We start from the raw sequence: 20981 nt of genomic DNA, 5'->3' as shown, positions 1-20981 counted from the left end.
AGCGGTTTATTGGTCGCGCACGGCCGCGAGCGGCGTGGTGCGCGGATCGTGGTTTGCGGCCTCGGTGATCTGCGCATGATAAGCGCTCGCCCATTCGGGCGGGCCGAAAATCGCGCGCAGCTTGTTGCGCCATCCACGGACGCGCAACGCGTCGGCCGCCATCGACACCCACTCGTGAAACGTCGCGACGAGCGGGTTGTTCGAGCCGAGTGGCTCGACGATTCCGAATTGCGGCGGATCGTCGGGCGACTCCTCGACGTAGCTGCCGAACAGGCGATCCCAGATCACGAGCACACCTGCGTAATTGCGGTCGATGTAGCGCGGGTTGCGTGCATGGTGCGCGCGATGGATCGACGGCGTGTTGAGCACGTATTCGAGCCAGCCGAGCTTGCCGATCGCCTGCGTATGCACGAAGAACTGGAACGCGAGGTTGATCAGCACGACGCCGACGATCTGCTGAGGCGGAAAGCCGAGGAACGCGAGCGGCAGCCAGAACGCCCACATGCCCGCGACGGGATACATCAGGCTCTGCCGGAACGCGGTCGAGAAATTCATCCGCTCGGACGAGTGGTGCACGACGTGCGCGGCCCACAGCCAGCGCACGCGATGGCTCGCGCGATGGAACCCGTAGTAGAGGAGATCCTGGCCGACGAACAGCACGGCGAACGACAGCCAGCCGTCGTGCCACGTGAACAGCCGGAAATGTGCGTAGCAGTACGCATAAACGGGGATCACGAACAGCCACGCGAGCTTGTCGGCGGCCTGGTGCATCAGCGCGAGCGCCGCATTGCACAGCGTGTCGCGCCACGCATAGAGATGATCCTGCGCGCGCGTGCGGGCGAGGTGCCAGGCCTCCCACGCGATGCAGAGCAGGAAGACGGGCGCCAGCGCGAGCAGAAGCAATTCGACGTCGAATCGCATGGACGTGTCTCCTCCTTTCCCCTGCAAGCCGTGAGGCCGGGCGTATGGCCCGTTGTAGATATCGGTCAGGCCAACAGCCTACGCAATCGGCACGCGCTAGGCGAGGGGGCAGCGTAGAGGGTTCCCTCTGAGCGGCCCAAACCGGTCGCTTCGCGCCAGGCCGCCGAGGGGGCGTCGTGCGGGGCGGAAAACCTGGGGGCGGCCCGGCGTTTTCTTGAGGACAGGGTTTCTACGGAAGCCATGCGGAACGGGGCCACGCGGTGCGGCCCCGTTTCATGGGCACGGCTGGCGGGCGCTGCGCGGCGCGCCGGCGGCCGGGACCGTTTCAAACCGCGCGGCGAGAACGCCCGGGGTGCGGGGCGCCCCGACATGTGGCGCCGCCCGCGATCGACGCAAGCCGGCAGCGCGGCATGCGTGCGCCGCTTCGCGGCGCGTGCGTCGTCAGTGCGCGCCCGCGTAGATCCATTCGAGCAGCGTGTCGTGCGCGGCACGCGCGCCTTCGGCGCGATCGTCGTTGATGAAGCTGACGACGATGTAGCTCTGCCCGTCGGCGCCCGCGACGTAGCCCGCGATCGCGCGCACGTCGCGCAGCGTGCCGGTCTTGATGTGCGCGTTGCCGAGCACGCCGGCGTTGGTGAGACGGTTCTTCATCGTGCCGTCGATGCCGGCGATCGGCAGCGAATCGATGAACGCCTGCGCGACGGGGCTCGCGTTCGCCGCCTGCAGCAGCGCGGCGAGCGACTGCGCGCTCACGTGTTCTTCGCGCGACAGGCCCGAGCCGTTCTCGAGGTCGAGGTCGGGCATCGCGATCCCGCTCTTCTGCAGGAACGCGCGAATCGCGCGACTCGACTGCTCGGGCGTCGCGGGCGGCTTGCCGGCGACCGCGCCGATCGTCAGGAACAGGTTGCGCGCCATCACGTTGTTGCTGAACTTGTTGATGTCGTAGACGATGCTGCCGAGCACGGGGCTGTGATGGACCGCGAGCGGCCGTGCGGTGGTCGGCACCTTGCCTTCGCTGACGGGGCCCGCGATCGTGCCGCCGTCCTGCTGCCACAGCGCGAGGAAGCCGCGTGCGAAGAACGTCGTGTGATCGAGGATCGCGAGGTTCGTGGTGTGCGCGCCGCAGCGCAACGGATAGTCGCCGGCGAACGAGGCGGTCATGATGCCGCCGCCGCCCGCCGACAACGTCGGACGCGCGGCCGCGGCCGCCGCGCCGCACGACCCGGTGCCTTCGACCAGCTGGTTGTCGATCGACAGGTTCGCGAGCGGCGGCAGCACGTCGACGGCGATCTTGCCGTCGTCGCCCGGCGTCACCGTGAACGACACGGCCTTGAACGCATACAACAGCGGATCGGGGCCGACGTTGTACGGCGCGCTCACGTCGTCGTCGAACGACGGCAGGTCGCGTGTCGACGCGGCAAAATAGCTCTTGTCGAGCACGAGGCCGCCGGCCACGCGCTTGATGCCCGCCTTGCGGATCTTGTCGACGAGGTCGATCAGTTCCTCCGGTACGAGCTTCGGATCGCCGGTGCCCTTGATGTAGAGGTTGCCCTGCAGCGTGCCGTCCGGATCGACCGGGCCGTCCGCGTACGCGGTGGTGCGCCAGCGGAAGTCGGGGCCGAGGATCGACAGCCCCGAGAAGGTCGTGACGAGCTTCATCGTCGACGCCGGCATCATCGGCCGGCTCGCGTTCCACGCGATCAGCGGCTCGGGATCGCCGACGCGCTCGACGACGACGCTCATCGCCGAGGCCGGCACCTTCGCGCGCTGCAGTGCGACGAGCACGGACGCCGGCAGGCCGGCCGCCCGCGCGGCGGGCGACACCACGGCGGTCTTGCGCGCTTCCTTGTGGGACTTCTTGCGGGCCTGGGCGGACGGTGCGAACGCAAGGGCCGTGCAGGTGGCGACGACGGCGGCCGCACGCAGGAAGGGGCGGGCGCGGGGGGCGAACCGGGCGGAAAAATCGGAAATCGGCATGGGCGAATACGGGAAAAGCATCGGGCTCGGGCAGGGCGCGCGCGGCGCCGGAGCGCACATTGTAGAGACAAGTGCGCACACGCCCCTTGCAATCCGCCTTTCTGTTGCATTGCAGGCGGCGCACGCGATTCGCGGCGCTACAATGGTCGCCATGTCTTACTCGTCAGATGGGTTCCGGTTCCGATGCGGATTCTGCTTGTTGAAGACGATCGAATGATCGCCGAGGGCGTACGCAAGGCGTTGCGCGCCGACGGCTTCGCGGTCGACTGGGTGCAGGACGGCGACGCCGCGCTCACGGCGCTCGGCGGCGAGACGTACGACCTGCTGCTGCTCGACCTCGGCCTGCCGAAGCGCGACGGCATCGACGTGCTGCGCACGCTGCGCGCGCGCGGGCAGTCGCTGCCAGTGCTGATCGTCACCGCGCGCGATGCGGTGGCCGATCGCGTGAAGGGGCTCGACGCGGGCGCCGACGACTACCTCGTCAAGCCGTTCGACCTCGACGAACTGGGCGCGCGGATGCGCGCGCTGATCCGCCGCCAGGCGGGGCGCAGCGAGTCGCTGATCCGCCACGGCGCGCTGACGCTCGACCCCGCGTCGCACCAGGTGACGCTCGACGGCGCGCCCGTCGCGCTGTCCGCGCGCGAGTTCGCGCTGCTCGAGGCGCTGCTCGCGCGGCCCGGCGCGGTGCTGTCGAAAAGCCAGCTCGAGGAAAAGATGTACGGCTGGGGCGAGGAGATCGGCAGCAACACGGTCGAGGTCTACATCCACGCGCTGCGCAAGAAGCTCGGCTCGGACCTGATCCGCAACGTGCGCGGGCTCGGCTACATGGTCGTCAAGGAAAGCTGACGCGTGCGGTCGATTCGTCATCAACTACTGATCTGGCTGCTCGCGATCGTCGTCGCGGGCGTGGGCGCCGCGGGCTGGCTGATCTACCGGCAGGCGCTCGCCGAAGCGAACGAGCTGTTCGACTACCAGCTGCAGGAAATCGCCGCGGCGCTGCCGTCCGAGCCGTTTTCGCAGGTGTTCGGTTCGCGCACCAACGGCGACGAAGGCATCGTGATCCAGATCTGGAACCGCAACGGCGTGCTGATGTACTTCTCGCATCCGCGCGCGCCGATCGCGCCGCGCGCGGAACTCGGCTTCTCGACCGAGCGCACCGATCGCGGCGAATGGCGCGTGTACGGCGCGATCGTCGGCGACAACGTCGTGCAGCTCGCGCAGCCGCTGTCGGTGCGCAACCGGCTCGCGGCGAACGTCGCGCTGCGCACGCTGTGGCCGCTGATCGTGCTGCTGCCGTTTCTCGGCGCGGCGGTCTGGATGATCGTCGGGCAAGGGCTCGCGCCGCTCGAGCGCCTCACGCGCGCGGTCGAGGCGCGCCGGCCGGAAGCGCTCGATCCGTTGCCCGATGCGCGCCTGCCGCTCGAGGTGCAGCCGCTTGTGCGCGCGCTGAACGGGCTGCTCGCGCGGCTCGCGGCCGCGCTCGACACGCAGAAGGCCTTCGTCGCCGATGCCGCGCACGAGCTGCGCACGCCGCTCGCGGCCGTGCAGATCCAGGCGCAGCTCGTCGCGCGCGCGAAGGACGACGCTTCGCGCCGCGAGGCGCTCGCCGATCTGCAGGACGGCGTCACGCGCGCGACGCGCCTCGCCGAGCAACTGCTCGCGCTGGCGCGCGCCGAACCGGACGGCGCGACGATGCGCGAGCCGGTCGACCTGCAGGCGCTGCTGGTCGAATGCGTGGCCGCGCATGCACCGCTCGCGCAACGGCACAGCATCGATCTCGGCTTCGAGGAGACGCGCGCGGCGACCGTCGTCGCGGACGTCGGCGCGCTGCGCGTGATGTTCGGCAACCTGCTCGACAACGCGGTGAAGTACACGCCGGACGGCGGCCGCATCGACGTGTCGCTGACGCGCGACGCGGCCGGCCGCGCGTGCGTGCAGATCGGCGACAGCGGCCCCGGCATCCCGGCCGAAGAGCGCGAGCGCGTGTTCGACCGCTTCTACCGCGACAGCTCCGCGCGGGCGCGGGCCGACGTGTCGGGCAGCGGGCTGGGGCTCGCGATCGTCAAGCGCGTGGCGGCTCAGCAGGGCGCGACCGTGACGCTCGGCGACGCGGCCGCGGGCGGCCTGCTCGTGAGCGTCGTGTTCCGCGATGCCGAGCTGCCGCAGCCGGCGCCGCAGGCGTCCGAATCCGTATGACGAACGGCACACCGCGCGGGCGCCGCGCGGTAGCGGCGGCCTAAGCCCCGCTTAAGGTCGATTAAGCCTCCTTTAAGTCAGCGTCGTTACGCTGCGTCCTAACAACGAGGAGGTCCTACGATGAACACCCGATTCCTTGCGCGCGGCGCCGTCGCGGTCGCCGTGGCGGCCGCCCTGTCCGCCGGTTATGTCGCGGGCACCCGCCGCGCCGATCCGCAGATCATCACGCCCGCGCAGGCCGCCGCGCTGATGCCGGCCGAGGCCGCGGCGAAGACCGGCATTCCCGATTTCTCCGGGCTGGTCGAAACCTACGGCCCGGCGGTCGTGAACATCAGCGCAAAGCACGTCGTGAAGCAGGTGTCGCGGCGCGTGCCGCAGCCGCAGCTGCCGATGGATCCGAGCGATCCGTTCTACCAGTTCTTCAAGCACTTCTACGGCCAGGTGCCGGGCATGGGCGGCGACACGCAGCCGGACGACCAGCCGAGCGCGAGCCTCGGGTCGGGATTCATCGTCAGCTCGGACGGGTACATCCTCACCAATGCGCACGTGATCGACGGCGCGAACGTCGTTACGGTCAAGCTGACCGACAAGCGCGAGTACAAGGCGAAGGTCGTCGGCGCCGACAAGCAGTCCGACGTGGCGGTGCTGAAGATCGACGCGAGCGGCCTGCCGACCGTGAAGATCGGTGACCCGGCACAGAGCAAGGTCGGCCAGTGGGTCGTCGCGATCGGTTCGCCGTACGGCTTCGACAACACGGTCACGTCCGGCATCATCAGCGCGAAATCGCGCGCGCTGCCCGACGAGAACTACACGCCGTTCATCCAGACCGACGTGCCGGTGAACCCCGGCAACTCGGGCGGCCCGCTGTTCAACCTGCAGGGCGAGGTGATCGGCATCAACTCGATGATCTACTCGCAGACGGGCGGCTTCCAGGGCCTGTCGTTCGCGATCCCGATCAACGAGGCGATCAAGGTCAAGGACGAGCTCGTGAAGACCGGCCACGTGAGCCGCGGTCGCCTCGGCGTCGCCGTGCAGGGGCTGAACCAGACGCTCGCGAGCTCGTTCGGACTGCAGAAGCCGGACGGCGCGCTCGTCAGCTCGGTCGACCCGAATGGCCCGGCCGCGAAGGCCGGCCTGCAGCCGGGCGACGTGATCCTCGCGGTCAACGGCTCGCCGGTGGCCGACTCCACGTCGCTGCCCGCGCAGATCGCGAACCTGAAGCCGGGCTCGAAGGCCGACCTGCAGGTGTGGCGCGACAAGTCGACGAAGTCGATCAGCGTGACGCTCGGCGCGATGACCGACGCGAAGCTGGCATCGAACGACGGCGGCCCCGTCGAGCAGGGGCGCCTCGGCGTCGCGGTGCGTCCGCTCACGCCGCAGGAGCGCAGTGCCGCCAACCTGTCGCACGGGCTGATCGTGCAGCAGGCCGGTGGGCCGGCAGCCAGCGCGGGCATCCAGCCCGGCGACGTGATCCTCGCGGTCAACGGCCGCCCGGTCACGAGCCCCGAGCAGTTGCGCGACGCGGTCAAGGGAGCAGGCAACAGTCTTGCTCTCCTGATCCAGCGGGATAATGCACAGATCTTCGTGCCGGTCGACCTGAGCTGACCGGCGGCCGTTGCGGGCCGGCCTGGCCGGCCCCGACGGGCGTCGCCGGCGTTCGGCCCGTGGTGCTGTGTTCCGACCCGAAAGGAGGGAGCCATGCAATATCTACGCAACGTGTCCCGATTTGCCGTCGCGGCGGCGCTGGCCGCCGGCTTCGCCGCCGCCGTGCCCGGCGCGTACGCGCAATCGGACGGCTTGCCCGCGGCGAGCCAGCAGGGCGATGTCAGCTACGTGTCGGGCGGCATCGGCAAGGATCAATCGACGGCATTCGAGAGCAACGAGGCGGCGTGGCCGCTGGCGCTGCGGTTCACCGGCAAGGGCGGCGAATACCTGGCCGACGTCCATGTGCGGATCGTCGACGGCAAGGGCACCGAGCTGCTGGCGACGGACGCGCGCGGGCCGTACATGCTCGTGAAGCTGCCGCCGGGGCGCTACACCGTGCATGCGTCGTACCAGGGCAGCGACGAATCGCGGGCGGTCATGGTCGGCGCGAAGGGCGGCGCGAAGGTCGCGTTCCAGTGGAGTGCGCAGTAGCGCGTCGCGCGCAGGCCCGGCCGGGCCGCGCAATCGGGCCCAGTTTCGCCCATAATGAAGGCCACGGCACTTGTGCCGTGGCTTTTTCGTTTCCGGCCCGCGGCTTGCGCGCCGGGACCGCCGCCCGGAGGAGAAACGATGTCCGATGCCGCCGACCCTCGCCTCGAAATCGTGCCGAACCGCCATCGCGTGCGCGTGATCCATCGCGGCATCACGTATGCCGATTCGCACGGCGCGCTGACCGTGCGCGAAACGGGCCTGCCGGATATCCATTACCTGCCCCGCGGCGACGTGAACATGCACCGGCTCGTGAAGTCGAGCGTCACGACGGACTGTCCGCTGAGGGGCCGGGCCGTGTATTTCGACCTGCAGACCGAAGACGGCGTGATCGAGAACGCCGCATGGAGTTACGAGGAACCGGGGGCGACTGCGTCCGCGCTTGCGCACTACGTCGCTTTCGACGTCGCACGGGTCGACAGTCTCGTCGAGACGTCCTGATGCGGCGCGTGTTCATCGGGGAGGCATCATGGAACTGAACGACACGTTACGCGTACCGCTCGCGCCGGCCGTCGTGCGGGCGGCGCTCGAGGATCTCGCGCTGCTGCGGGCGAGCTTCGATCATTGCGAATCGTTCGTGAAGCTCGCGCGCGGCGAGTTCGCGCTGACCATCACGGTGCCGCTCGGCCCGCTGCGCGCGCGCTACGACGTGCGTGCGCATTCGGCGAGCGAGCAGGGCGACGCGGAAGGGCAGCCGCGCCGCGTGCTCAACTTCAAGGCGCGGGCCGACGGCCTCGGCGCGCTGCGCGGGCAGGTCGAGCTCGTGCTGCGGCCGGACGATGACGACACGGCTGCGACGTGCATCGAATACGTGGTGTGGGCGACGGCGAGCGGGCCGCTCGCCGAGCTGCCGGCGCGGCAGATCGAGAACGCGCTGCACGAGTGGACGGACGATTTCTTCCGCGAATTCTGCGCGGTCGTGCAGGCGAAGCACGGTCTCGTGCCGAACCGCGCGCGCTCGAGCCCGCAGCGTCGCCAGCATGTGTTCCTGCGGCCGGCGTCGCTGATGGCCGCGGCGAAGCGTCCGCTGCCGCCGCACCTCGGCGGCGCGCTCGGCGGCCGCGCCGCGAGCGCCGTGCATCATCGCGAATCGGGTCCGCTGCCCGTCTGGGCGTGGGCCGCGATCGTCGTGTTCGTGGCGCTGCTGCTGTACGCGGCGCGCTGGATCAACGGCGCCTGAGCGCCTGCGCGCGCCGCCGCGCTGCCTCATTGTCCGGCCGGTCGCCGGCCGTTCGTCGGCGGTGCGGCCGCCGCTAGCGTCGGGCGTCGGGCCCGGCGCCGCGAAATTCCCGCCGATATGCCGACGGCGACGTGCCGAGCGCGCCCGCGAAATGCTGGCGCAGCGACACGCTCGAGCCGTAGCCGGCCGCTTGCGCGATCGCGTCGATCGATTGTCCGGTGGTTTCCAGCAGATGCTGCGCGCGCGTGAGCCGCTCGGCCTGCAGCCACGCGGTGACGGTCGTGCCCGTCGCCTGGCGGAAGTGGCGCGTGAAGGTGCGCCGGCTCATCAGCACGCGTTCGGCGAGCGAATCCACACTGTGCGCGACGTCGAGATGCGCGCGCACCCAGTCGAGCAGGCCCGCGAGGCGCGCGTCGCGCGGATGCGCGGCGACCGGCTGCGGCACGTATTGCGCCTGGCCGCCCTGGCGGTGCGGCGGGATCACGAGACGCCGCGCGATCTGGTTCGCGGCGTCCGAGCCGAAGCGCCGCCGCACGACGTGCAGGCAGCAGTCGAGCCCCGCGGCCGTGCCGGCCGACGTCATCAGGTTGCCGTCGTCGACATACAGCACGTCGGGGTCGAGCTTCACGCGCGGAAAGCGCTGCGCGAAGTCGTCGGCCCACGCCCAGTGCGTCGTGGCCGGGCGCCCGTCGAGCAGCCCGGCCGCGGCGAGCACGTACGCGCCGAGGCACAGGCCGACCACCTGCGCGCCGCGCGCGGCGGCCGCGCGTACCGCATCGACCAGCACGTCCGGCGGCGCTTCGTCGGGATCACGCCATGCCGGCACGATCACGATGTCCGCGTCGTCGAGCGCGTCGAGCCCATAAGGCGCGGTGATCGTGAAGCCGCCCGTCGTCGACAGCGGGCCGCGCTCGGCCGAGCACACGCGGCACTCGAACGCGGGCATCGCGGCCGCATCGCGCTCCTTGCCGAACACGACGGACGGCACCGACAGGTGGAACGGGCTGATGCCGTCGTACGCGATCACGGCGACGACGGTCGAGGCGGGGGCAACGGACGACGCAGCGGCGCGCATGACGGGCTCCGGGGTGGCGATGGCCCGATTCTATCGAAGAATGGCTATCGGGCCACTGTCCGCCGGCGCGATGCAATCCGACAATGCATCGCATCGCGCTGCTGTCCGCCCCGTTCCGGAGCGGGGCGGCGCGGCCGAACCCGGAGCCTGCCATGTCGAACGCCGTATCGTCTTCCGCTTCCCGCCGTGCCCTGATCGTGATCGATGTCCAGAACGAATACGTGACCGGCAACCTGCCGATCGAATATCCGCCCGTCGACGCGTCGCTGGCGAACATCGGCCGCGCGATCGACGCCGCGCACGCGGCCGGCGTGCCGGTGATCGTCGTCCAGCACGTCGCGCCGGCGGGCGCGCCGATCTTCGCACCGGGCACCGACGGTGTCGCGCTGCATCCGGTCGTCGCCGACCGGCCGTATGCGCACCTCGTCGTGAAGGCGCAGGCCAGTTCGTTCGCCGGCACCGATCTCGCCGCGTGGCTCGACGCGCACGGCATCGATACGCTCGCGGTCGCCGGCTACATGACGCACAACTGCAATGCGTCGACGGTCTATCACGCGGCCCACGCGGGGCTCGCCGTCGAATACCTGGCGGACGCGACCGGCGCGTTGCCGTACGCGAACGAAGCGGGCGCGGCGAGCGCCGAAGAGATTCACCGCGCGTACACGGTGGTGTTCCAGTCGAATTTCGCGGCCGTGATGTCGACCGACGCATGGATCGCGGGACTCGGCGGCGCGGCGATGCCGACGCGCGATTCGGTGGCCGCGTCGAACCGGCGGGCCCGCGCGCAACGCGCGAAGGCGGCCTGAGCCGGTCAGTCGCCCGTCTTCAGCATCGCCGGGCTGTAACGCATCATGTCGAAGCAGCCGTCGACGAGCTGTTCCGCATGCTGCTCGGCGTCGATCTCGTCGGGCAGCATCAGCATGTCGCGCACGAAACCGCTGACGAGCGTGTGCAGCATCAGCGTCGCGCGCCACGTGTCGAGCCGCTCGGGCAGCAGCTTGAGCCGCACGGCGCCCGCGAGATCGGCATCGATCGCGTGCAGCGCCTCGCTCATCCCCGCGCGGTTGCGCTGCAGCAGCGGCTCCATGTCCGCGACGTACTCGCACTTCATGAACAGGATGCTGAACACGCGCCGCAACTGCGAGTCGCGCTGCACGCCGAGCAGGCACCAGATCAGGATCTTGCGGATCTTCTCCAGCGGATTGCCGCCGGGCGCATCGAGCGGCATCCGCTTGAGTTCGTCGATCGGCAGGAACACGCGGTCGAACATCGCGTCGAACAGCTCGCTCTTGTTCGCGAAATGCCAGTAGATCGCGCCGCGCGTCACGCCGGCGTGATGGGCGATGTCCGCGAGCGACGTGTGCGACACGCCCTTCTCGAAGAACACGTGTTCGGCGGCGTCGAGAATGCGGTTGCGCGTCTCGAGCGCCTCCTCCTTGGTGCGTCTGACCATGTGCAGGCCTGAATGGATCGATCGTAGGTGAATATAGGGTCCGTAACCCTCGTCGCGGCTGTGCGGACGGGCTATGCTTGCGACTGGTAATAATTCGTAAGACTTGGCGGTTGGCGACGGACGAGCGGGCTTTTTACATACATTCGTGAATGTATATACAATACCACCCTACGATCGAATGACCAAAGTGGCAATCAGTTAATATCCCACTCTGCTGATTCCCGCCAAAGTACCAGTCCGCAGTTCGCGGCATCTCGTCGGCATGGAGGTCTCGTGCCGACTTGCTGTATCCAGTAGTCCAGTAATTCAGGTGTTCGATCTGCGCCGCGAGGCGCATCCGTGTGGCGCTCCGTCCGTGCGCCGCACTCATTCCATTGGTTACACACAGAGGTCGCTCCATGCGCGTCGAACGGGTTCCATACCGCTTGATCACTGTCGCGGCAGCCGCGGTTTTCCTGGCTGCATGCGGAAAAAAAGAATCGGCACCGCCGCCGCAAACGCCGGAAGTCGGCGTCGTCACCGTCCAGCCGCAAGCCGTGCCGGTCTACAGCGAACTGCCGGGCCGTACCAGCGCATTCCTCGTTGCGCAGGTCCGCGCGCGGGTCGACGGCATCGTGCTGCGCCGTGAATTCACCGAAGGCACCGACGTCAAGGCCGGCCAGCGTCTGTACAAGATCGATCCGGCGCCGTACCTCGCTGCATTGAACAGCGCGAAGGCGACGCTCGCGAAGGCGCAGGCGAACCTCGTCACGCAGAACGCGCTGGTCGCGCGCTACAAGGTGCTGGTGGCCGCGAACGCGGTCAGCAAGCAGGACTACGACAACGCGGTGGCCACCCAAGGGCAGGCCGCGGCGGACGTCGCGGCCGGCAAGGCGGCGGTCGACACCGCGCAGATCAATCTCGGCTACACGGATGTGGTCTCGCCGATCACCGGCCGCGTCGGCATTTCGCAGGTGACGCCGGGCGCGTACGTGCAGGCGAGCCAGGCGACGCTGATGTCGACGGTGCAGCAGCTCGATCCGGTCTATGTCGACCTGACGCAGTCGAGCCTCGACGGGCTGAAGCTGCGCCAGGACGTGCAGAGCGGCCGCCTGAAGACGAGCGGCCCGGGCGCGGCGAAGGTGTCGCTGATCCTGGAAGACGGCAAGACGTACTCCGAAGCCGGCAAGCTGCAGTTCTCCGACGTGACGGTCGACCAGGCCACCGGCTCGGTGACGATCCGCGCGGTCTTCCCGAACCCGGGCCGCGTGCTGCTGCCGGGGATGTTCGTGCGCGCACGGATCGAGGAAGGCGTGAACGAGAACGCGTTCCTGGTGCCGCAGATCGGCGTCACGCATGACCAGAAGGGCCAGGCGATCGCGATGGTGGTGAACGCGAGCAACAAGGTCGAGCCGCGTCCGCTGAAGACGGCGGGCATGCGCGGCCAGGACTGGATCGTCGAAGGCGGTCTGCAGGCGGGCGACCACGTGATCGTGCAGGGGGGCGAGAAGGTGCGTCCGGGCGCGACCGTGAAGTCGGTGGAGGCACAACTCGCACCGGCGGCCGGTGCCGCATCGGGTGTCGCCGCTGCCACCGCCGCGCCGGCTGCCGCCGGTTCCGGCGCCGCCGCCGCGTCCGGCGCCGCCGCATCGGGCGCAGCGCCGGCGAGCGCCGCCGCTGCTTCGAGCGCGCAATAACAGGGAGCCTGTTTCATGGCAAAGTTTTTTATCGATCGCCCGATCTTCGCGTGGGTGATCGCCATCATCCTGATGCTGGCCGGGGTTGCGGCGATCTTCACGCTGCCGATCGCGCAGTATCCGACGATCGCGCCGCCATCGATCCAGATCACCGCGAACTACCCGGGCGCTTCCGCGAAGACGGTGGAAGACACGGTGACGCAGGTGATCGAGCAGCAGATGAGCGGTCTCGACAACTTCCTGTACATGTCGTCGACGAGTGACGACTCGGGCAACGCCACGATCACGCTGACGTTCGCGCCGGGCACCAACGCCGACATCGCGCAGGTCCAGGTGCAGAACAAGCTGTCGCTCGCGACGCCGGTTCTGCCGCAGGTCGTGCAGCAGCTCGGTCTGTCGGTGACGAAGTCGAGCAGCAGCTTCCTGCTGGTGCTCGCCTTCAACTCCGAAGACGGCAGCATGAACAAGTACGACCTCGCGAACTTCGTGGCGTCGCACGTGAAGGATCCGATCAGCCGGTTGAACGGCGTCGGTACCGTCACGCTGTTCGGCTCGCAGTACGCGATGCGGATCTGGCTCGACCCGACCCGCCTGACGAACTACGGCCTCACGCCGGTCGACGTGACGAGCGCGATCACCGCGCAGAACGTGCAGATCGCGGGCGGCCAGATCGGCGGCACGCCGGCCAAGCCGGGCACCGTGCTGCAGGCGACGATCACCGAATCGACGCTGCTGCAGACGCCCGAGCAGTTCGGCAACATCCTGCTGAAGGTCAACCAGGACGGCTCGCAGGTGCGCCTGAAGGACGTCGCGCAAATCGGCCTCGGCGGCGAAAACTACAACTTCGACACGAAGTACAACGGTCAGCCGACCGCGGCACTCGGTATCCAGCTCGCGACCAACGCGAACGCGCTCGCGACCGCGAAGGCCGTGCGCGCGAAGATCGACGAGCTCGCACCGTTCTTCCCGCACGGCCTCGTCGTGAAGTATCCGTACGACACGACGCCGTTCGTGAAGCTGTCGATCGAGGAAGTGGTCAAGACGCTGCTCGAAGGTATCGTGCTCGTGTTCCTCGTGATGTATCTGTTCCTGCAGAACCTGCGGGCGACGATCATCCCGACGATCGCGGTGCCGGTCGTGCTGCTCGGCACGTTCGCGATCATGTCGCTGGTGGGCTTCTCGATCAACACGTTGTCGATGTTCGGCCTCGTGCTCGCGATCGGCCTGCTGGTGGACGATGCGATCGTGGTGGTGGAGAACGTCGAGCGCGTGATGGCGGAAGAGGGGCTGTCGCCGAAGGAGGCGACCCGCAAGGCGATGGGCCAGATCACCGGCGCACTCGTCGGCGTCGCGCTCGTGCTGTCGGCGGTGTTCGTGCCGGTCGCGTTCTCCGGCGGGTCGGTCGGTGCGATCTATCGTCAGTTCTCGCTGACGATCGTGTCGGCGATGGTGCTGTCGGTGCTGGTCGCGTTGATTCTGACGCCCGCCCTGTGCGCGACGATCCTCAAGCCGATCCCGCAGGGCCATCACGAAGAGAAGAAGGGCTTCTTCGGCTGGTTCAACCGCACGTTCAACAACAGCCGCGACAAGTACCACGTCGGCGTGCACCACGTGATCAAGCGCTCGGGCCGCTGGCTGATCATCTACCTGGTCGTGATCGTCGCGGTCGGCCTGCTGTTCGTGCGCCTGCCGAAGTCGTTCCTGCCCGATGAAGACCAGGGCCTGATGTTCGTGATCGTGCAGACGCCGTCGGGCTCGACGCAGGAAACGACCGCGAAGACGCTCGCGAACATTTCCGACTACCTGCTGAAGGACGAGAAGGAAATCGTCGAATCGGCGTTCACGGTCAACGGCTTCAGCTTCGCCGGCCGCGGCCAGAACTCGGGTCTCGTGTTCGTGCGCCTGAAGGACTACTCGCAGCGCCAGCACGCGAACCAGAAGGTCCAGGCGCTGATCGGCCGGATGTTCGGGCGCTATTCGGGCTACAAGGACGCGATCGTGATCCCGTTCAACCCGCCGTCGATTCCGGAACTCGGCACCGCCGCCGGCTTCGACTTCGAGCTGACGGACAACGCCGGTCTCGGCCACGACGCGCTGATGGCCGCACGTAACCAGCTGCTCGGGATGGCCTCGAAGGATCCGACGCTGCAGGGCGTGCGTCCGAACGGGCTGAACGATACGCCGCAGTACAAGGTCGACATCGATCGCGAGAAGGCGAATGCGCTCGGCGTGACGGCGGATGCGATCGACCAGACGTTCTCGATCGCGTGGGCGTCGAAGTACGTGAACAACTTCCTCGACACCGACGGCCGGATCAAGAAGGTGTACGTGCAGTCGGATGCGCCGTTCCGGATGACGCCGGAGGACATGAACATCTGGTACGTGCGCAACGGGTCGGGCGGGATGGTGCCGTTCAGCGCGTTCGCGACCGGTCACTGGACGTACGGTTCGCCGAAGCTCGAGCGTTACAACGGCGTGTCGGCGATGGAAATCCAGGGTCAGGCCGCACCGGGCAAGTCGACCGGTCAGGCGATGACCGCGATGGAAGGGCTCGCGAAGAAGCTGCCGGTCGGTATCGGCTATTCGTGGACCGGCCTGTCGTTCCAGGAAATCCAGTCCGGCTCGCAGGCGCCGATCCTGTACGCGATCTCGATCCTCGTCGTGTTCCTGTGTCTCGCGGCACTGTATGAAAGCTGGTCGATCCCGTTCTCGGTGATCATGGTGGTGCCGCTCGGCGTGGTCGGCGCACTGCTCGCGGCGACGATGCGCGGCCTCGAGAACGACGTGTTCTTCCAGGTCGGCCTGCTGACCACGGTGGGCTTGTCCGCGAAGAACGCGATCCTGATCGTCGAATTCGCGCGCGAACTGCAGATGACGGAGAAGATGGGGCCGATCGAGGCTGCGCTGGAAGCGGCGCGCCTGCGGCTGCGTCCGATCCTGATGACGTCGCTCGCGTTCATTCTCGGCGTGATGCCGCTCGCGATCAGCAACGGCGCGGGTTCGGCCAGCCAGCACGCGATTGGTACCGGCGTGATCGGCGGGATGATCACGGCGACGTTCCTCGCGATCTTCATGATCCCGATGTTCTTCGTGAAGATCCGCGCGATCTTCAGCGGCGAGAAGGAAGACGTCGACCAGGCGCTGCGTCTGGCTCAGGAGCACTCGCACCACGAAGAGAAGCCGGGCAACGGCGACGAAGGCAACAAGGGACAGTGATGATGCAAAAACACGCTTTGACTGCAATCGCGGTCGCGCTGCTGGCCACGGGCTGCACGATGGCGCCGCACTACACGCGGCCCGACGCGCCCGTCGCGCAGGCGTACCCGGCCGGCGGCGTCTATGCGACGCAGCCGGGCGCTGCCGGCGCGCGCAGCGCGAACGGCCAGGCGGCGACCGCCATCGGCTGGCGCGAATTCTTCGTCGATCCGCGCCTGCAGCGGCTGATCGAGATCGCGCTGAAGAACAACCGCGACCTGCGCGTGTCGGTGCTGAACATCGAGGCGGCGCGCGCGCAGTACCAGATCACGCGCGCGGGCCTGTTCCCGACGCTCGACGGCACGGGCACGGGCAGCATCCAGCGCGTACCGCAGGGCCTGTCGCAGACGGGTGCGCCGTATATCTCGCGGGCCTACAACGTCGGCGTTTCCGCGTCGTGGGAACTCGACCTGTTCGGTCGCGTGCAGAGCCTGAAGGACCAGGCGCTCGCGCAGTACCTGTCGACGTCGTACGCACGGCAGGCTGCCGAGATCTCGCTGGTGTCGCAGGTGGCGGATCAGTACCTGACGCTGCTGTCGACCGACGACCTGCTGCAGGTCACGGAAAACACGCTGAAGTCGGCCCAGGCGTCGTACGACCTGACCAAGCTGCAGTTCGACAACGGCACGGGCTCCGAGCTCGAGCTGCGTCAGGCGCAGACGGTCGTCGAGACGGCGCTCGCGAACCAGCAGGCGCAGGCGCGCGCGCGTGCGCAGGCGCTGAACGCGCTGGTGCTGCTGATCGGCGAGCCGCTGCCGGACGATCTGCCGGCGGGCATGCCGCTCGACGCGCAGAACCTGCTGACGGACGTGCCGGCCGGTCTGCCGTCCGACCTGCTGACGCGTCGTCCGGACGTGATGCAGGCCGAGCAGACGCTGCTGGCCGCGAACGCGAACATCGGCGCGGCGCGTGCGGCGTTCTTCCCGCGCATCTCGCTGACGGGCGCGTTCGGCACCGGCAGCCCGACGCTCGGCGGCCTGTTCAAGGCCGGCACCGCGGCGTGGTCGTTCGCGCCGCAGATCACGATGCCGATCTTCGAAGGCGGGCAGAACATCGCGAACCTGAACCTCGCGAACGTGCAGAAGCGCATCGAGATCGCCAACTACGAGAAGGCGATCCAGTCGGCGTTCCGCGAAGTGTCGGACGGGCTGGCCGCACGCGGCACGTACGACCAGCAGATCGCCGCGCTCGAGCGCAACGAGCACGCGCAGCAGCGTCGCTTCGACCTGTCGGACCTGCGCTACAAGAACGGTGTCGACAGCTACCTGTCGGTGCTGACCGCGCAGACCGACCTGTACTCGGCGCAGCAGTCGCTGATCAGCGCGCGCCTGGCACGCTGGACGAACCTCGTCACGCTGTACCGCGCACTGGGCGGCGGCTGGATCCAGCACGCGGGCGAGACGCCGCGCGCACCGGACGAGACGGTCGACTACGACAAGGCGGCTGCTCCGGCCGCTGCGTCGGCGGCAGCGACGAACGGGTAAGCGCGACGGCGGGCAGGAGCGGGCGACCGCGCCGGTTCGCCGAAGTCGCGGTCCCCGGGATGCGACAACGCCACGGACGAAGGTCCGTGGCGTTTTTTTTGTGCGGCCGGTTCGGTTGGCCGCGACCGCGGATCGTCATCACCGGCACCTCCGCTATCGTCGCTCAATCACTCGCCGCAAAGCACAACGCCACGGCAAGCCGTGGCGTTTTTCCTTTACCGTATCGCGCCGTCCTTCGGCGCGTCCGGGTCGGACCGATCAGTGATGCACGTCGGCCGGGCGTCCGTCGAAGTCGTGCCCTGCGCGGCGGATCTCGCAACGCGCGTCTTTCTCGCCCTTCACGCCGTTGAACACGACGTTCAGGATCACGGCGGTGGCCGACGCGAGCAGGATGCCGCTATGCAGGATCGGGGCGAGCGCGGGCGGCAGCTTCGAGAAGAAGTGCGGCGACACGACCGGCACGAGTCCCATGCCGACGCTCACGGCGACGATGAACAGGTTGTGCGAGTTGTTCACGAAGTCGACCTTCGACAGCACCTTGATGCCGTTCGCGGCCACCATCCCGAACATCACGATGCCCGCGCCGCCGAGCACGAACGGCGGCACCGACGCGACGACCTGCGCCATCTTCGGGAACAGGCCGAGCAGCACCAGGATCACGCCGCCCGTCGCGCAGACGAACCGGCTCTTCACGCCCGTCACGCCGATCAGGCCGACGTTCTGCGAGAACGACGTATGCGGGAACGAGTTGAAGATGCCGCCGATCAGCGTGCCGAGGCCATCGACGCGCAGGCCGCGCACGAGGCGGTCCTGGTTGACCGGACGATCGACCATGTCGCCGACCGCGAGGAACATGCCGGTCGATTCGATGAACGTGACGAACATCACCGTGACCATCGTCGCGATCGACAGCGGGTCGAAGTGCGGCAGGCCGAAGTGGAACGGCATCACGAAGCCGACCCACGGTGCGTGCGCGACGCCGTCGGTATTCACGCGGCCGATCGCGAACGCGATCACGAAGCCGGCGACGATGCCGAGCAGCACCGAGATGTTCGCGAGGAAGCCGCGGCCGTACTTGTTGATCAGCAGGATCAGCGTGAGCACGAGCAGCGACAGGCCGAGGTAGACGGGGCTGCCGTATTCGGGGTTGCCGACGCCGCCGGCTGCCCAGTTGATCCCGACTTCCATCAGCGACAGCCCGATCACCGCGATCACGGTGCCGACCACGACCGGCGGGAAGAACCGCAACAGCTTGCCGATCATCGGCGCGAGCACGATGCCGATGATGCCGGCCGCGATGGTCGAGCCGAAGACGTCGAGAATGCCGAGGCCGGGGTTGGTGCCGATCGCGATCATCGGGCCGACGGCCGCGAACGTGCAGCCCATGATGACGGGCAGGCGGATCCCGAAGATCCACAGGCCGAGCGTCTGGATCAGCGTGGCGATGCCGCACGAAAACAGATCGGCGCTGATCAGGAACGCGATCTGGTCTTTCGGCAGCTTCAGCGCGCCGCCGACGATAAGCGGCACGGCGACGGCGCCGGCGTACATGACGAGGACGTGCTGGAGACCAAGCGTTACAAGCTTGCCGGTCGGCAGCACCTCATCGCACGGATGGACCGTGTTCGATTGCATCTGTCTCACTCCATGATCTTGTTTTCGGGGTGGTACGAAGTTATGCGGAATGCCACATCGCAACAAGAGCGCTGGGTTCTATTCCGTTCTTTGCTGGTTCGATATGCCTGGTCGGCATGAAACAGGGTGTCGATCATCGGGAAACTGCCGCTGGAGTGAGGTTCCCCGGTTTTATAGCCCTACAAAATAGCGCGGACCCCCGTGTCAAATATCGGCCGCTTTATGGTGTGTATCGCGACCGCGGCATAGTGGCAAAAACGACCGGAGCAAGATCGCGCCGGGTTAACCCGCGAGCGGCTGTTTTGGCGGGCAAGGTGCGGCCCGGCGAAGCCGGTCGTTCACGACCGTGTTTTCGCGTCGCCGCGCGGCCGAAAGCGTCGCAAAAATCGGGGCGCATGGCGCGATCCCGCTATCATCGATATCCGTCCACTCGACTACGCCATCCCGTCATGCGCCTGCTCGGAATCGACCTCGGCACCGGCTCCGTCAAACTCGTCACGCTCGATGCCGATGGCATCGAGCGCGCGGTGGCGAGCGAACCCTATGCGTTGTCGTCGCCGCAGCCCGGCTGGGCCGAAATCGCGCCCGACGTCTGGTGGCAGGCGCTCGTGCGGGCCGCCGCGCGGCTGCCGGCCGGCGAGCGCGCGCAGGTCGCCGCGATCGGCTTCTCCGGCCAGATGCATGGCGTCGTGCTGATCGACGCGGCCGGGCAGCCGGTGCGGCCCGCGCTGTTGTGGCCCGATACGCGCGCGGTGCGCGAAGCGGACGCGGCGGATTGGCCCGTCGCCGGTTTGCCCGTCGCACCGAATCCCGTCGCGCCCGGCATGGCGGGGCCGCTGTTGCGCTGGCTGGCCGCACACGAACCGCAGGCGCTGCGGGCCGCACGCTGGGCCGTGCAGCCGAAGGACTGGCTGCGCGTGGCGCTGGGCGGCGAGGTCGTGGCCGATCCGAGCGACGCGTGCGCGACCGCGCTCGCGACGCCGGACGGCGCATGGGATACGGCGCTGATCGAGTCGCTGGGCCTGCCGCTCGACCGATTCGCGCCGGTGCGGGCGTCGGGCGCGCGCTGCGGCGTGCTCGATGCGAAGGCCGCGGCGGCACTCGGGCTGCCGGCCGGCGTGCCGCTGGCGACGGGGGCGGCCGATACGGCGTGCGCGGCGCTCGGCAGCGGGCTCGTCGCGGCCGGCGACGCGCTGCTGACCACCGGCAGCGGCGGCCAGATCGTCGTGCTCGCGGATGCGCTGCCGCCCGCGCGGCGCGGGCTGCACCGCTATCGCGCGGCAGCCGGCGACGGTTATTACACGATGGCCGCGATGCAGAACGTCGGGCTCGCGCTCGAAGCCGTGCGCGGCTGGCTCGGCTATCCGGGCTGGGCGGATGCGTACGACGACGCGTTCGCGCAGCCGGCGTCCGAGCGGCTGTGCTTCCTGCCGTACCTGACGGGCGAGCGCTCGCCGTGGATGAATCCCGACGCGCGCGGCGGCTGGCTCGGGCTCGGGCTCGGCGACACGCGCGGCGCGATGATGCGCGCCGCATTCGAAGGCGTCGCGTTCGGGCTGCGCGCGGGGCTCGATGCGATCCGCGCTGCGAACCCGGCCGATCCGGTGACGGCGCTGCGCCTCGCCGGCGGCGGCTCGGTCGATCCGCGCTGGCGCCAGTTGCTCGCGGATGCGCTCGGCGCGTCGCTGGACGCGGTCGATTGCCCGAACGCCGCGACGCGCGGTGCCGCGCTGCTCGCCGGCGTCGCGATCGGACACTGGCGCGACGACGCGCTGCGCACGCTGGCGCCGGCTGCGTCGCCCGTCGCCGCGCCGCGCGACGATCGCGCGCTGGCCGCCCGCCATGCGCGTTTCATCGATCTGTATGCGCGAACGGATGCGTGGTTCACGAGCGGCGTTTAAACTCGGGCACTTGTCCTGGATTGTCCTGTTGCGAC

Annotated in this window: 16 protein-coding genes; 11 read left to right on the top strand and 5 right to left on the bottom strand. The window is 68.6% G+C overall.

Going from position 1 to position 20981, the window contains the following annotated elements:
• Positions 1 to 6: 6 nt before the first annotated feature.
• Both DIE02_RS08960 and dacB read right to left on the bottom strand, forming a co-directional pair.
• Positions 7 to 921 carry a sterol desaturase family protein gene (locus tag DIE02_RS08960; RefSeq protein ID WP_124486927.1) on the bottom strand — a complete coding sequence of 305 codons (915 nt, stop codon included), beginning with the start codon at positions 919 to 921 and terminating at the stop codon, positions 7 to 9.
• A gap of 441 nt (positions 922 to 1362) precedes the next feature.
• Positions 1363 to 2898 (bottom strand): D-alanyl-D-alanine carboxypeptidase/D-alanyl-D-alanine-endopeptidase, encoded by a 1536-nt coding sequence (dacB, locus tag DIE02_RS08955; RefSeq protein WP_124486928.1) that lies wholly within the window; start codon positions 2896 to 2898, stop codon positions 1363 to 1365.
• Positions 2899 to 3081: 183 nt separating this feature from the next.
• Here dacB and DIE02_RS08950 point away from each other — a divergent pair, with 183 nt between their 5' ends.
• The 6 genes from DIE02_RS08950 (at position 3082) to DIE02_RS08925 (ending at position 8467) form a co-directional block, all read left to right on the top strand.
• Complete coding sequence (locus tag DIE02_RS08950) at positions 3082 to 3744, top strand: response regulator (RefSeq protein ID WP_044844495.1); 663 nt, start codon at positions 3082 to 3084, stop codon at positions 3742 to 3744.
• 3 nt (positions 3745 to 3747) lie between these two features.
• Complete coding sequence (locus tag DIE02_RS08945) at positions 3748 to 5094, top strand: ATP-binding protein (RefSeq protein ID WP_124486929.1); 1347 nt, start codon at positions 3748 to 3750, stop codon at positions 5092 to 5094.
• Positions 5095 to 5214: 120 nt separating this feature from the next.
• Positions 5215 to 6699 (top strand): DegQ family serine endoprotease, encoded by a 1485-nt coding sequence (locus DIE02_RS08940; RefSeq protein ID WP_044844493.1) that lies wholly within the window; start codon positions 5215 to 5217, stop codon positions 6697 to 6699.
• Positions 6700 to 6792: 93 nt separating this feature from the next.
• Entirely contained in the window at positions 6793 to 7230 is a 438-nt protein-coding gene (locus tag DIE02_RS08935; protein ID WP_124486930.1) for a carboxypeptidase-like regulatory domain-containing protein, read from the top strand.
• Between the two features lie 138 nt (positions 7231 to 7368).
• Entirely contained in the window at positions 7369 to 7728 is a 360-nt protein-coding gene (locus DIE02_RS08930) for a DUF427 domain-containing protein (RefSeq protein WP_044844491.1), read from the top strand.
• A gap of 28 nt (positions 7729 to 7756) precedes the next feature.
• Positions 7757 to 8467 (top strand): CoxG family protein, encoded by a 711-nt coding sequence (locus DIE02_RS08925; protein ID WP_124486931.1) that lies wholly within the window; start codon positions 7757 to 7759, stop codon positions 8465 to 8467.
• A 73-nt stretch (positions 8468 to 8540) separates the two neighbouring features.
• Here DIE02_RS08925 and DIE02_RS08920 read toward each other — a convergent pair whose 3' ends face one another.
• On the bottom strand, positions 8541 to 9542 hold the full coding sequence (locus tag DIE02_RS08920) for a helix-turn-helix domain-containing protein (protein WP_124486932.1): 1002 nt from the start codon (positions 9540 to 9542) through the stop codon (positions 8541 to 8543).
• A gap of 152 nt (positions 9543 to 9694) precedes the next feature.
• Between DIE02_RS08920 and DIE02_RS08915 the strand changes: the two genes are divergently transcribed.
• Positions 9695 to 10348 carry a cysteine hydrolase family protein gene (locus DIE02_RS08915; RefSeq protein WP_124486933.1) on the top strand — a complete coding sequence of 218 codons (654 nt, stop codon included), beginning with the start codon at positions 9695 to 9697 and terminating at the stop codon, positions 10346 to 10348.
• Positions 10349 to 10353: 5 nt separating this feature from the next.
• Here DIE02_RS08915 and DIE02_RS08910 read toward each other — a convergent pair whose 3' ends face one another.
• Positions 10354 to 10995 (bottom strand): TetR family transcriptional regulator, encoded by a 642-nt coding sequence (locus DIE02_RS08910; protein WP_124486934.1) that lies wholly within the window; start codon positions 10993 to 10995, stop codon positions 10354 to 10356.
• A 398-nt stretch (positions 10996 to 11393) separates the two neighbouring features.
• Between DIE02_RS08910 and DIE02_RS08905 the strand changes: the two genes are divergently transcribed.
• From DIE02_RS08905 to DIE02_RS08895, 3 genes are read left to right on the top strand one after another with little or no spacing between them, the layout of a single operon-like run.
• A complete protein-coding gene (locus tag DIE02_RS08905; RefSeq protein ID WP_124486935.1) occupies positions 11394 to 12671 on the top strand; it encodes an efflux RND transporter periplasmic adaptor subunit in 1278 nt (425 codons plus the stop codon).
• A 15-nt stretch (positions 12672 to 12686) separates the two neighbouring features.
• Positions 12687 to 15887, top strand: coding sequence for an efflux RND transporter permease BpeB (gene bpeB, locus DIE02_RS08900; RefSeq protein WP_044844486.1), 3201 nt, complete (start codon positions 12687 to 12689; stop codon positions 15885 to 15887).
• Positions 15887 to 17410 carry an efflux transporter outer membrane subunit gene (locus tag DIE02_RS08895; protein WP_044844485.1) on the top strand — a complete coding sequence of 508 codons (1524 nt, stop codon included), beginning with the start codon at positions 15887 to 15889 and terminating at the stop codon, positions 17408 to 17410. Before bpeB ends, DIE02_RS08895 begins: the two co-directional genes overlap by 1 nt.
• Positions 17411 to 17668: 258 nt before the next feature.
• Here the strand turns inward: DIE02_RS08895 and DIE02_RS08890 are convergent, their stop codons facing one another.
• On the bottom strand, positions 17669 to 19045 hold the full coding sequence (locus DIE02_RS08890) for a nucleobase:cation symporter-2 family protein (protein WP_185500334.1): 1377 nt from the start codon (positions 19043 to 19045) through the stop codon (positions 17669 to 17671).
• 449 nt (positions 19046 to 19494) lie between these two features.
• Between DIE02_RS08890 and DIE02_RS08885 the strand changes: the two genes are divergently transcribed.
• Entirely contained in the window at positions 19495 to 20946 is a 1452-nt protein-coding gene (locus tag DIE02_RS08885; protein ID WP_124486937.1) for a xylulokinase, read from the top strand.
• Positions 20947 to 20981 lie beyond the last annotated feature (35 nt).

The organism is Burkholderia sp. Bp8991 (assembly GCF_003853795.1).
Taxonomy (GTDB): domain Bacteria; phylum Pseudomonadota; class Gammaproteobacteria; order Burkholderiales; family Burkholderiaceae; genus Burkholderia.
This window is presented reverse-complemented; position numbering and strand designations above follow the sequence as displayed.